Below are 12701 nucleotides of genomic sequence, written 5' to 3' on the forward strand. Positions count from 1 at the left end.
AAGATTAGCGGCTGTCCCTGTTCCGTTTCCTCTGCAATTCACGCTCTAACAGTTTGATGATGGCGTCCTCCATCTGCTTCGGCGTTGTGTTCTTCGGAAAATATTTTTTCAGCTTGCTTGTGTTGATTTTCAAGGTTTCTTTCTGGTTTTCCTTTTCCTCGGTCATAATGGAAAATATCATATCCATGTCAAGCCGCCCGCTCTGGCTAAGGCTTTTCATCCGCTGTGCCTGTGAGAGTGAGGGCGTTGCTTCTTCGCTCTCCATTGTGGCGAGTAGATTTTCCTGCTCGTCTTTCTTCAAAAAGGACAGCTCCACCGCAGGCGTGAGGGCGATTTTCCCCTCGTCCACCATCTGCAAAATCGGCGGTATCAGTTCCGTCAATCGGATAAATCTCTGCACGGTCATCCTGCCAACGCCGAAGCCCTGTGCCACCTTATCGTCTGTCCGCAACCTCGTCCCAACTTGTGACGAGGTTAAGTCTGTGCGGAAACCCTGCCGCTTCATGGCTTCGGATTTCATCTTGTAGGCAAACGCCCGCTCGCTCGGCAGGATATTTTCTCGTTGCAAATTGCTGTCCACAAGGGTGATGATGGCTCGGTCACGGTCTAAGGGCAGGACAAAAGCGGGGATTGTGTTTAACCCTGCAAGCTCCGAAGCACGCACACGCCGCTGTCCCGCAATGATTTCATAACCATTCCCGTCCTCTTTCGGGCGTGTGATTATCGGCGTTACGATTCCAAACTCTTTGATACTCTCTGCTAATTCTGATAACATTTCGTCCTCCACTACATGAAACGGATTATCGGGAAACGGGTATAAATCTGCGGTCTTTAATACCTTAAAATCCTGTCTCTTCATTCACATCCCTACCTTTCTTTTTTTCTGGTTCTGCCTGTTTTCTGTAATTCTTCCAATACCTCTGACGGTATTTTTTTCAATAACCGTTCCATCTGCTGATTGGTTTTCTGCAATTCAAATATCCTCTGGTTGGCTTTCTGTACCTTTAATTCCTGCTTGTACTTTTCATTACGCATACGCCCCGCATAATCGGATTCCTGCCCGATTCTCTCTTTCAAGCTGTCGATATAAGCTCTCTGTTTGCCGATTTCCTTAGAGAATTTCTCCACGTCTGGGAGCCACGCCGCAATCAGTTCCAGAGCCTTGTCACGCTTCTTTCCTGCGTTAAAGGCGTTAATGTCGGAGAGGGCAGACACGATTTCTTCATACTGTTTATCAAGCCTGCCGCCTAGTTTATAGAGCCATGTGGGGATGTGCTTGCGCTTTGTATCCATTGAGGACTGCCCCCGTTCAAGCGGATTCCACCGTGCGGACATCCGCTCATGGTAGGCGGTCTGCCACTCGGACAGGCTCTTTTGATTGCCTAAGATAGACTTCGCTGACAGCTTGTTGTCGGGCGTGAGCGGCACAAAGCACAGGTGCATATGGGGCGTTCTTTCGTCCATGTGGACGACTGCGGAGAGGATATTCTGCTTTCCCACACGTTCCGAAATGAAGTCAAGAGCCGTCTGGAAATAGGCTTTTTGTTCTTCTGGCGGTAAGCTGTTCATAAATTCGGGCGAAGCGGTGATGAGCGTTTCCACCATCATCACGCTGTCTTTCCTTACCTTACAGCCCGCTTCATCTACCATTCGGTTTATCTCTTTTTTGTAGGTGTAACGGGGTGGATTCACAAGATGGTAGTTATCTTTGGAGCGTCCCACGTCAATGTCTGGGTTGCTTTTATAGGCTTCTTTCTTCCTCTCGTTGTGGCGTTCACAAGCCGCAACGCCGCCTGCTTTGCGTTTCTGGAAACGCAGGATTGCATAGGGCATAGTTCATCATCTTCCTTTCTTTCGGCGGGTAACTGTCGCTTCCTGTCTTTGGTGCGTGACGGTCATGACGATGATGACGGTGTTTTTGGGATACCCCCTCATAAGAGCCGTAACCGTCACGCCGATATTCTTTTATCCGAAGCGGAAAGCGCAGGATAAGCAGGGCGTAAGCCCTGCCATAAGGGAGTCCAGAGGGAACGTCTGGCACACGACTTTGCAGGGCAAAGTGTAGTGTGTTACACCCTGTAAACGCAGTCGGAAAAATCGGGGGATTTTTCTGACCGCAGGGGTGGCTTTACGAGCCGAAAAGGGCGAGTAATGCCCACGCCTGCATGTTGCGTTTACGGGGTGTTCTCCCGTAGGGATGACAGCGGCGGGGGCATCCCAAAAACACCGTCATCATCGTCATGACCGTCATTCCCCACATCTTCCTGCCTTGCAAGGGAAATCATCCGCCCGTTGCTCCTGCGGCTGAAATCATAGCGGATATGGTTTTCAAGCAGGAAGTCAAGGCGGTACTCGTTCATCCACTTCGTCAAGACATTTGCCGCTGTCCCTGTTTCCCCCAGAGCGTCCAGTAACTCGGTGGCTGTGCCAGTCCATCCCTCCCTGCCCTGCATGAAATCAACCAGACGAAAAAGAACATCAGGTATCGCTTCTTTCGCAAGCTGTTCCTGCTCCTTACGTTCCACCAGTTCCCAACTGCAATCACGGAAGCGGAGCTTAAACTCCTGATAGGGTGTGTCCCTGCCCGTCACATATAACTTTGCGGCATTGGACGCACGGTTTTCCTGTTCCAGAACAAAGGTGGCGTCCGCACTCCCCGTCAATCCCGTCGTGCCAGACACCTTGTTGAACACATCGCTGTCGTTCTGCTTTCGGATGTGGTGTACGACAATGACCGCCAATGAGTGCCTGTCGGCAAAGTCTTTAATAAGGGAGATGTCCCCGTAATCGCTTGCATAGGCGTTGTCTTTGGATGCGGTGCGGATTTTCTGCAAGGTGTCAATGACAATCAGCCTGCTGTCGGGGTATTCTTTCAGATAATCTTCCAACTGCACAATAAGACCGTCTGACAGCTTATCGCTTGCCACCGCAAAGTGGAGCCGCCCACTTGCTTCGTCCGTCAAGCGGAACAGCCTGTCCTGTATGCGGCAGAACGTGTCCTCCAGACAGAGGTAAAGCACATCGCCCTCCCGTGTCGGCATATCCCATAAGGGGATTCCCTGTGACACACATAGGCAGAGCTTTAACATGAGCCAGCTCTTGCCGATTTTCTGTGAGCCGCAGAAAAGGGTTAAGCCCGTGGGTATCAGACCGTCCACTACAAAGGACGGTTTCTCAAGCGGCTCATAAAGGAGCGTGTCTGCATTGACTGTCTGTAACTTCTGCATGGCTTTCCTCCTTTCGGGCTGTGGTTTTGGTTTTGTTGCACATAAAAATAAACCTCCTTAAAAAGATTTACTCCCACGAAAAAAAGTGAGAGTATGTATTGCCGCCAATCCCACACCTATTAAGAGCAAACTTCTTTTTCGGGCGGTGACTGTCACGGTTGGAGATATTTCTTCATTTCTGCCTTGACCTTTTCCCTTGCAACCGAAACGGACTTCTGGATAGCGGAAGCGGTGCAATGCTCCATCTTGCCGATTTGATAAAAGTTGAAATCATACTCGTAGTAGAGCAGGAAACGCCGCCTTTGTATCTCTGGCAGTCGGGCAATAGCTTTGTAAAACAGTTCATTCCGTTCTTTTTCAATCATTCTTTCATCAAGCGATTTAGGCACTCTTAACGCACGTCTGTAAAGCGTTTCGTCCCATACCTCGTTAAACTCCCTGTGCCGCTGATTCCATTGCTGAAGGTTTCTATTTTTCCGTTCCATCTGCCGAAATTCAAAAAATAGCTGTTCTGATACTTCCAACTCGTGAGATTTCCCCTGCCCGTCCCTAAAACTGATAAAATACCTTGCGCCGCTTTCCGTGGATTCCTCCCGAAGTGTGTATGTCTTTGCCCCGTATGCCATTTCCTTTCCTCCCGAAAAAAATTGAGTGAGAGGATTGCCCTCCCACCCAATAGCCCGTGGAAATGATTAAATTTCCCCGAAAGGATAAAAAATAGGCTTTAATTTTTTACGGAGCCTTTCAAGGCGTTTATAGACCGCCCTTTCGGTAAGCCCTGCCATCGCCGCAATCTCCCTCGTGGAATAGCCCTGCATTTTCAGCAAGAGAATGAGCAGGGTATGCTTGTCCACCGTAAGCAGTGCCTGATACAGCTTCTCGTTCTCAATCTCGTCCAGTAAGTCCGCAATGGTATTCGGCTCTGCCTGCGGTTCGGTGTCTGCCATTCCCTCAAGGTATTCCCCAAAGTCGCTCGTCCATCGGTAAAACCGCCTGTTGGAATTAAAGTCTGCCCTGTCCTCTATGCGGATTTGCTCAATGACCGCTTCATCAACGCCGCACTCCCGCAACATCTTTTCCTCGGCTTCTTTCCAGATACGCCATTTTCTGTCCTCTCGTCCGTGGTTATATGCCATGTTCCTTTCCCTCCAATCTGAATTTTTGAAAATGTAAAAATCCAGATGGAGAGGCGGGGAACGACAACCAGCACAAGGACTAGCCCTGCGGCACATTCCGATAAAAAACGACAAAAGAAAAACCGCAAAAGCTCTGTGACCTCTACGGTTATAGGAGATACATATTCTGTTAAGTGGATATTCTACTTCTGGTTTCATGGTGAGAAGTAGCGTTGCATGGTTGGGGATAATTTTTTTAACTGGCTTCCTGCCATTCCCCGATATGTTGTGTATGTATAAATTCTGCGTTGCATGAGCAGATAGATTACTGCCCGAAAAAAGGAACATAAAAACCCTCCAAATTCAAAAACAAATCCAGAGGGTAATTTAAGGTATAATAAAAAAGCCCACCCGAATATCGTTTTTTTATTTGTGGGCTTGTCCTTTCAAATGCCAAATTAAAAAAAAGCCGATGATTCGTGAGTTATTCCACAAATTCATCGGCTCTGCGTCTTAAGCGTCTGGCTCTCTGATGACTGTTACTTTCAAATTATCAACTTTTATCAATCTTTCTTGCCTGCATTTTGGACAATAGAGAGGATAATTTTTTAAAACGCTATCCTTCCTAATTTTATTACGAGTTTTACTCCCACAAACAAGACACAATATCCATTCACATTTAATCATAATTACGTTCTAATCCTTTCAAATCCCATTCTATACAAAATATTTATACAATTTACACAAACTGTTAAGTCAACTTATGGAACATATGCCGAACCTTATCTATACGGCTATTCGGGCGGCGGGGTTGGCAAATAAATTTACCAATAGCTGGCTGGTATCCTTTTAACTCTGTCAAGCAGACTCCCTGCCCATTTGTGAAATAAGTTAAATCGTTCCTGTATTCTTGAATACATCTAGCAGGGATTTCTCCTTTCAGAATGACCTCGTCATTCTTTATCTGAGTACTTACAATATCTGCACAATACCTTGGAGCATCATGATACGCCCGTGAGAGATATTCCTGCGGTGCATAAATTTCAAAGTGGAGATATGGCTCTAATAGTTCTGTCCCTGCTTTTTTTAAAGCCTGCTCCAATACGATAGGGGAAAGCAGCCGAAAGTCTGCGGGGGTACTTACAGGACTATAATACAATCCATATTCAAAACAGATTTTACAGTCTGTCACTTTCCATCCATACAGCCCCTGCTCGCAGCCATAAAGAACCCCCTCCATAACCGCATTTTGGAACGATTGATTTAAATATCCAAGTGAAACTCTGCTTTCATACTGCACTCCGCTTCCAATAGGGAGCGGCTCTATGGACAACCCGACAGAAGCCCAGAAAGGATTTGGCGGGACTTCTATGTGGATGGTATATTCTGCTTTTCTAAGCGGTCTTTCCATATATATAACAGTAGGCTCTTTTATTTCTGCCTCCACATGATATTTTTCCTCAAGGATGGCACAAATGACTTCCATCTGCACATTCCCCAAAAAAGAAAGTATAATCTCATGCGTTGTAGTATCCACATAATATTTTAAAAGAGGGTCGCCATCTGAAATTTCTGTAAGTGCCCCAAGCAATATTTCCCGCTGTTCAGATTTCTTTACTGCAATCGTTGTTTGGAGCATAGGGAGAGGATTTTCAATAAATTTTCTCTGCGGCAACAGTATTTCGTTCCCCAAAATACTGTTTAGCTGCAAAACATCATTTGGTAAAATTACAATATCACCAGAGCAGGCTGTATCGGATGAATATAATTCACCGTTTGTCGGAACACACATCTCTGTGATTTTTATTTTCTCTTTTTCAGATATTCTAATAACATCCCTCAAATGCAATGTTCCGCTATATATACGCACATAAACAAAACGCCGCCTTTTCTCTGAATATTCAATCTTAAAAACCTGCCCGCATAGTTCAGATTGACCTTCAGGCGTTGATGAATAAAATTTACTGGCAATTACTTCTATAAGCTGCCGAATCCCCAGATTGTTTTTAGCGCTTCCGTGATAAACGGGAAATAACGTTCCGTTTTGGAATCTCCTGTTTTCTTCCTGTTCCAGTTCTGACATTTTAAACGGTTTCCCTGACATATATTTCTCTAATAGTTCATCGTTTCCCATAATTACCGCATCCCACTGTTCCATATCGTCATTGTCCGTTACATTTATATGGGGATGCTGCCCAACCTTTTGCTTCACTATAATTTCCGAAGAAAGCTTTGCTTTCATTTCCCGATATACCATTGGCAAATCAATCCCCTCTTGGTCAATTTTATTGATGAAAAAAATTGTCGGAATCTTCATTATCTGTAGTGCATGAAACAGTATACGGGTCTGTGCCTGTATGCCATCCTTTGCAGAAACTAATAATACTGCTCCGTCTAATACGGATAAAGAACGGTATACTTCCGCCAAAAAATCCATATGGCCTGGCGTATCTATAATGTTGACTTTTACATCCTCCCACTGAAAAGATGTCACTGCTGTCTGGATAGTGATTCCCCTTTGACGCTCCAAATTCATTGTATCTGTCCTTGTTGTGCCTTCATCTACGCTCCCTAGTTCTGCAATTGCACCACTGGTATACAATAAACTTTCCGTTAATGTTGTCTTTCCTGCGTCAACGTGAGCCAGAATGCCTAAGTTAATTATTTTCATGTGATTTTCCTCCTATCAACACCCAAAAAAGGGCATAAAAATACCCAGTGATAAATACTCCTATCACTGGGTAAATAACTCCAATAGCCCCAAAACACTTATATGTTTTCGGGCATATAAAATTACATGATAAAAGTATTCTTAAACTGGGTACAAAAAACTAAGCCCCATATTAAAAGTGAAACGGGACTGCTACTTTTTGTTCCCACTATCAAATTGACAGTTTATTTAAGAATACCTTGCCGCATATTTATTAACTCCTTGTATAATACTGAATCTAATTATATTCCTTAACCCTTTATTTGTCAAGCTGACAAACTAAAGCAGAAAAAGCGGCAGGATTTCCCCCTGCCACTAATCATCTGTTTATGCAAAAATAATTTCCTTTTCCACAATCTCCCTCGCACAAGCCCTTATGTTATTGAGGCATCCTGTCCATTCTAAGGCGTTTTCTGCCTTTAGCTGTTCCGTTATGCCCTGTGCCTGTTTCATACCCTCTATGAGCCTTTCAAAGCGTTCCTGTGCCTGTCTGTTGATGTCGGCAAGGTAGGCGTTTAGCCTGCCGCTTGTAAGAAGATTGGTGTATGTAACTTTACGGTACTGTTTTAGATAATCTAAATGCCGTTGCCCCCAGATGCCTATTGCCTGTTCTTCTTCGGCGGGTACAGTTAAGCACGGTATCAAATAATCCCCTTGCCTTTCGTATTTGCCGCCCAGTTCCTCAAATAATGATTTTGCCATTGTCTGTTACCTCCACATTCTTTTTTATTTTGAATGTCCGCAAAATCCGTCCTACATCATATAGCCAGGAAGGGCACTCTTCCTGGTACAAAATTTTCAGGGCAATATCTTCGTGTCCATATTTACAAAGTTCTTCCAACAGATATGGAATACTCATAAAGCCTGTATCCAACCTGTAACCGTTCTTTATGATTAAGTCAACTAAATGGTTTACAGCCAGAGGGACTTTTTCTTCCGGAAACATCTCAAATTTCAGGCCGAGAACATATAACCCTTGTAGTTCCTGCGGCATATAACCGTTTTTGTCTATATATTCTTCTGCGAAAGCTTCTCGAATGTGTCTGTTCAAAGTATAAAAATATTCGCTGTCCTTCTTTTCACCCAAAATTTCTGCGACCTCAGCTGCAATCCTGGCAGAGGCTGCATAAAAACATGTAGGTACGTATTTGTTTGTCAGCAGAGCGCTTCTTTCCATATCCGTTTTTCCGGTGTCCGGATTGATGCAGACACTTGGCGTTACCCAGTCGCCAAAATGAAAATTTGTATTCCACAAATATTTCTGTCGTTGTTTTTGTTCTTCTGACAGGTTTTTAAGTTCTTTCGGATAATGATTTTCTGCGACAGAGGAAATATAGTGAATCCATTTTTTCATCATCTGGTAGTTTTCTTTGAGGATTCTTTCATCTCGGTATATTTTATAAAGATTCCACGGAAGGAACGTACATACATCACCCCAGCCGGCAGAAGTGATATTATCAGGTAAAATCTGTTCTCCCAGTCCTGTAGACGCTGCCTTCTGGTATGCTTTTATAAATGGTACCACAATGGGTACCTGGCCGTCTGCGCTCTGTTCTTTCTGCATCATATGCAGATAACGGCGGAAAAAAGTTATTGCGTCAAGATTAAAGCAGGCAGTAGGAGAAATGACCTGTACATCTCCTGTCCATCCGGCTCGTTCCCGCTGCGGACAATCTGTTGGTATAGATAACAGATTTCCTCGAAGGCTCCAGTAGATATTCTGCTGCAGACGATTTAATTTTTCATTTGAGCATTCGAAGAATCCTGTTTTCTCCATAGAAGAACTCAAAACCCGAGCTATAAAATTTTCTTTTTTTACCACTCCGGGATAACCGGTTATCTTTACATATCGAAAGCCATGATATGTAAACCATGGTTCATACTCTTCGGACATTTCGCCTTTCAGAATATAGTGGTCTGTCTGGTCTTTGTAAATTCCTGTTATGTTTTGAAAGAAATTTCCATTTTCGTCTAATGTTTCAGAATGTTCCAATGTTATTTTAGTTCCACGCTCTCCGGATACCCGAAATTTTACTCTCCCTGCAATTATCTGTCCGAAGTCAATAACGGTTTCGCCTTTTGGCGTATGGATAATATCTACAGGTGAAATTTCATCTATACATTTTACAGGAGCGCCGTATTGCGCGGTCAGATTGTCCTTTTTGATATCTGCGATCTGTACATTCTGCCATCCCTCCGCTGGGTAGCCTGACCTGTTCCATCCGATGATTTCACGGGTTGCGTCATATGTTTCGCCAAGAAAAAGGTCGGAATAAGTAAGTGGTCCTGTAGAGGATTTAAAGTCTTCATCAGACAATATATACATTCGACTTCCATCTGAACAAATTAAATTTATCTGCAGCAATGCCGCGAGTTTATTGCCATACTGGCAGGAGTCTCCCGTACATCCAATCCTGCCCGCGTACCAGCCGTCTGAGAGAACAATGCCAACTGTGTTCTGACCGTCTGTTATCAAATTTGTTATATCATATGTCTGATAAGGAAGAATGTCATCATATGGTGAATTACCGGGAGCAAGTTCATCGGGATTTACGCAGACGCCATTAATTTCCAAACGGTATATTCCGTGAGATGTTGCAAAAGCGCGCGCACGTTTTATACTCTTATTAATATAGAATTCTTTTCGGAGAAATTTGCAGGGATAAATTGTCGAATAGTCGAATGCCACCCCTCCGTTTCCTGCTTCCAGGAACATTTCTTCCATACTGATGTCCCTGCTTTCCGGAACGGGAATCTGCTCCGGTTCAATCCAGTTTGCTTTCCAGGATGTTTCATTCAACAGCCCTGTAGAGAATTGTCCGTCTGCGTTTCCGCCGGAATTTCCATCATTGTCCCAGACAGATATTTTCCAGGTATAATACGTGTCGTCCGTAAGCTGTAGATCGGAGGCGTTGTGCCATACTTCGCTGCTGTTTATCCGGCCGCTGTCATAGAGCACATCATTTCGCTCTGTCTGGAAAATCTGCAAACGGAAGCTGCTCTGACTAAAGCGGCGGTGTTTATCTGTGTTTTTTATCTGCCAGTTAAACCGTAAATCTTTCTTGTCTACAACCGGATTTTTCTGATATTCACATTTAAGATTAATAGGATAAATATTCATTTTTTCTACCTTTTCTACAACAATATATTTTCTTTAATGTCTCTAGTTTTTCTTTTCGGCAATTGCTGCACGTACGTCTTCTAACATTTTACCTTTCAAAGGATAAATCAGAGCAAAAATAATCGCGCCGGCAAACGGTATAATCGGATAAAGATAGCGCATGATATTGAGGCCTGTTATTGTTGAAGCTGACTGTACCGATAAAGCGGCGTCGAAACCGCAGGCGCTTAGGAGAATTCCTAATAATCCGCTGTTGATTGCCTGCGCAATTTTGGCAGTCAGGTTATTTATAGAGTACATTACTCCGTCTTCTCTGCGTCCGGTTCGATAGAAAGTATAATCGGATACATCTGTACACATAATTGTGACGATAGTAGCGGGAGCGAAAGAGCAGGCACTGCCTACAAAAGTCAGTACAAGCAAAAGCGGGATATTCCTATCGCCAAGTATAAACATGGATACGTGACTTGCTATACCTATAAGCAAGAACATAACAAGCGCTTTTTCTCTCGACAGGCGTTTCAATACAGATGGAATAATGACAGTAACGCATGACATCGCGATTGTCATTATAAACATATAAATGGAGAGCAGAGCTTCATTATTAAGTACGTAGAGAACGTAATAGCTTCCCATTGCATTTCCGACAGACATTGCCAGCGTGAAAAGGAAATTGATTCCTTCGACTGCCGCAAAGGGTTTGTGAAGAAGATTACGGAATCTTTGCGTTATCTTGAGAGATTCCACCTGCGCTGTTTCAATTTCTTCTCTGGTAGATATGAAAGTCGTCCAGCCTGAGGCAATTAATATGATTCCGACAACAGCCATAGCCCATGGATAACCTTTTGCCAGATTGGATGTTTCACTTCCGCCGCCAAGCAGTTTAATCAGCGGATAGGCAAATGTACTTCCCAGCACAACTGCCAGTGTGGTGAAAAAGGTCTGGCAGGTTGCCAGAGCGCTTCTTTCTTTTGGGTTTTTAGTAAGCGTTGGCATCAAACTTAATACCGGAATATTGAAAGCGGTTGATAACATACTCATAATCACATAAGTGACTGCCGCCCATGTAACTTTGCCTACATTGGAAAAATTAACAGGGATAAATACGAGAACACCGAAAATGGCAAGCAGTGGAGGGACGAATAAGATATAGGGTCTGTATTTCCCCCAACGTGACTTTGTTTTATCTGCGATAACCCCCATAATCGGATCATTGACGGCGTCCCATATCTTGGTTCCCATCATAATCATTCCACCTGCGAAAGCGGATATTCCAAGAATATTTGTATAAAAAAGCATGAGATACGTACTGATTATAATATTGCACAGATCTTTTCCCAATGAGCTAACACCGTAGCCCAGAATTTTACCTTTACTCATTTGCAAAATCCTTTCCCGTTTTATTTTCATAACTATTTACAAAATTTCTCGATGCATCGTATAAGAGGATTATAACAAAATAAATATCGCCCAAAATATCTAATTATGATATATTTTATATTGATACTTATGATTTAAGGAGGAAAAAATGAAAAATCAAGGAAATGAAGAAATAAACAAGATGTTGACAGCGTTAAAAAAATATACGACATCCAGACCGTTGGACAAAACAATTCTCGTGCATTATAAAGATTATGATTTTTTGACAGACAACATTTTTGATGGTGGGATGAATATTTTTATAAACCGTCATTTGGCGTCGGCAAATAAACCTTTTCAGCGCCTTCACCGCCATAATTTTTTCGAAATTATTTACGTTTTGAAAGGGGAATGTATCCAGAATATCAATAATTCTGAGAAATTTGTATTAAAAGAGGGGAGTTTGTGCGTCATGAATCCTATGGTAAAACATAATATATTTATAGAAAATGACGACAACTGTGTGATTAATATTTTGATAAAAGCTAATTTATACTATTCTACTTTTCTTACACTTCTTAATTCTGAACAAAATATGAGCAGCTTTTTTATGAGTTATATTCTTTCGCAAAATATGGAAAGCAATTATCAGATTTTTGAAATAGAATCAAATGATACGATAAAAAATACAGTTTTTTATGTTATTTCTGAGTATTTAAAAAAAGAAAATTATTATGAAACGGTTATCGCGAGCCAACTCATCAGTCTTTTTTCACTGGTAAACAGAGAACATGAAAAAATTATTTCCAGTAATATTTTCAAAAACAAAACGGATTTGAAACTGGCTGCGTTATTTCAGTATCTCAGCCGCAATTATAAAAGTGCGACACTTGAATCTACGGCTGAGTATCTGCATTTTAGCCCTAATTATCTGTCTGCCTATATTAAAAAACATACTGGCAAAACTTTCCGCTATATTCTGGAACAGATTAAACTTAGCTATGCTTCAAATTTTTTATTGAATACAAATATGTCTGTCTATTCAATATCTGAAATTCTTGGTTTTAAACAACCATGTAATTTTTACGCTCTGATTCAAAAGTATTACCACATGACACCTACGGATTACCGAAAGCATTTATCATAATTGATATAAGAGCAGGAGCGAT

Annotated in this window: 11 protein-coding genes; 1 reads left to right on the plus strand and 10 read right to left on the minus strand. The window is 42.7% G+C overall.

What is annotated here, in order from left to right:
- Nucleotides 1-4: 4 nt before the first annotated feature.
- The 10 genes from ACZ5C4_RS02130 to ACZ5C4_RS02175 form a co-directional block, all read right to left on the minus strand.
- Nucleotides 5-859, minus strand: coding sequence for a ParB/RepB/Spo0J family partition protein (locus ACZ5C4_RS02130; RefSeq protein ID WP_373131967.1), 855 nt, complete (start codon nucleotides 857-859; stop codon nucleotides 5-7).
- Between the two features lie 8 nt (nucleotides 860-867).
- Complete coding sequence (mobV, locus tag ACZ5C4_RS02135) at nucleotides 868-1833, minus strand: MobV family relaxase (protein WP_373131966.1); 966 nt, start codon at nucleotides 1831-1833, stop codon at nucleotides 868-870.
- Nucleotides 1834-2174: 341 nt separating this feature from the next.
- On the minus strand, nucleotides 2175-3227 hold the full coding sequence (locus tag ACZ5C4_RS02140) for an AAA family ATPase (protein ID WP_004070756.1): 1053 nt from the start codon (nucleotides 3225-3227) through the stop codon (nucleotides 2175-2177).
- A gap of 152 nt (nucleotides 3228-3379) precedes the next feature.
- Nucleotides 3380-3853, minus strand: a complete 474-nt coding sequence (locus tag ACZ5C4_RS02145) for an RNA polymerase sigma factor (RefSeq protein ID WP_004070755.1) — start codon at nucleotides 3851-3853, stop codon at nucleotides 3380-3382.
- Nucleotides 3854-3919: 66 nt separating this feature from the next.
- A complete protein-coding gene (locus ACZ5C4_RS02150; RefSeq protein WP_004070752.1) occupies nucleotides 3920-4363 on the minus strand; it encodes a sigma factor-like helix-turn-helix DNA-binding protein in 444 nt (147 codons plus the stop codon).
- Between the two features lie 492 nt (nucleotides 4364-4855).
- Nucleotides 4856-5029 (minus strand): cysteine-rich KTR domain-containing protein, encoded by a 174-nt coding sequence (locus tag ACZ5C4_RS02155; protein WP_373131964.1) that lies wholly within the window; start codon nucleotides 5027-5029, stop codon nucleotides 4856-4858.
- A gap of 64 nt (nucleotides 5030-5093) precedes the next feature.
- The gene (tet(O), locus tag ACZ5C4_RS02160) at nucleotides 5094-7013 is read right to left on the minus strand and encodes a tetracycline resistance ribosomal protection protein Tet(O) (RefSeq protein WP_464519586.1); all 1920 of its coding nucleotides are present in this window, start codon (nucleotides 7011-7013) and stop codon (nucleotides 5094-5096) included.
- A gap of 366 nt (nucleotides 7014-7379) precedes the next feature.
- Entirely contained in the window at nucleotides 7380-7754 is a 375-nt protein-coding gene (locus tag ACZ5C4_RS02165; RefSeq protein ID WP_001129922.1) for a TnpV protein, read from the minus strand.
- Complete coding sequence (locus ACZ5C4_RS02170; RefSeq protein ID WP_464519587.1) at nucleotides 7735-10173, minus strand: family 78 glycoside hydrolase catalytic domain; 2439 nt, start codon at nucleotides 10171-10173, stop codon at nucleotides 7735-7737. Before ACZ5C4_RS02170 ends, ACZ5C4_RS02165 begins: the two co-directional genes overlap by 20 nt.
- A gap of 42 nt (nucleotides 10174-10215) precedes the next feature.
- The gene (locus ACZ5C4_RS02175; RefSeq protein WP_464519588.1) at nucleotides 10216-11553 is read right to left on the minus strand and encodes an MFS transporter; all 1338 of its coding nucleotides are present in this window, start codon (nucleotides 11551-11553) and stop codon (nucleotides 10216-10218) included.
- A 148-nt stretch (nucleotides 11554-11701) separates the two neighbouring features.
- Between ACZ5C4_RS02175 and ACZ5C4_RS02180 the strand changes: the two genes are divergently transcribed.
- Nucleotides 11702-12679 (plus strand): AraC family transcriptional regulator, encoded by a 978-nt coding sequence (locus ACZ5C4_RS02180; RefSeq protein ID WP_464519589.1) that lies wholly within the window; start codon nucleotides 11702-11704, stop codon nucleotides 12677-12679.
- Nucleotides 12680-12701: the final 22 nt, after the last annotated feature.

Source organism: Mediterraneibacter flintii (assembly GCF_055387595.1).

What these genes read in the sequence shown, in the direction of transcription:
- ACZ5C4_RS02140 (WP_004070756.1), bottom strand. Translation starts at nt 3,227, where the DNA reads ATGCAGAAGTTACAGACAGTCAATGCAGACACGCTCCTTTATGAGCCG.
- ACZ5C4_RS02130 (WP_373131967.1), bottom strand. Translation starts at nt 859, where the DNA reads ATGAAGAGACAGGATTTTAAGGTATTAAAGACCGCAGATTTATACCCG.
- ACZ5C4_RS02165 (WP_001129922.1), bottom strand. Translation starts at nt 7,754, where the DNA reads ATGGCAAAATCATTATTTGAGGAACTGGGCGGCAAATACGAAAGGCAA.
- ACZ5C4_RS02155 (WP_373131964.1), bottom strand. Translation starts at nt 5,029, where the DNA reads ATGATTAAATGTGAATGGATATTGTGTCTTGTTTGTGGGAGTAAAACT.
- ACZ5C4_RS02175 (WP_464519588.1), bottom strand. Translation starts at nt 11,553, where the DNA reads ATGAGTAAAGGTAAAATTCTGGGCTACGGTGTTAGCTCATTGGGAAAA.
- ACZ5C4_RS02180 (WP_464519589.1), top strand. Translation starts at nt 11,702, where the DNA reads ATGAAAAATCAAGGAAATGAAGAAATAAACAAGATGTTGACAGCGTTA.
- mobV (WP_373131966.1), bottom strand. Translation starts at nt 1,833, where the DNA reads ATGCCCTATGCAATCCTGCGTTTCCAGAAACGCAAAGCAGGCGGCGTT.
- ACZ5C4_RS02150 (WP_004070752.1), bottom strand. Translation starts at nt 4,363, where the DNA reads ATGGCATATAACCACGGACGAGAGGACAGAAAATGGCGTATCTGGAAA.
- ACZ5C4_RS02170 (WP_464519587.1), bottom strand. Translation starts at nt 10,173, where the DNA reads ATGAATATTTATCCTATTAATCTTAAATGTGAATATCAGAAAAATCCG.
- ACZ5C4_RS02145 (WP_004070755.1), bottom strand. Translation starts at nt 3,853, where the DNA reads ATGGCATACGGGGCAAAGACATACACACTTCGGGAGGAATCCACGGAA.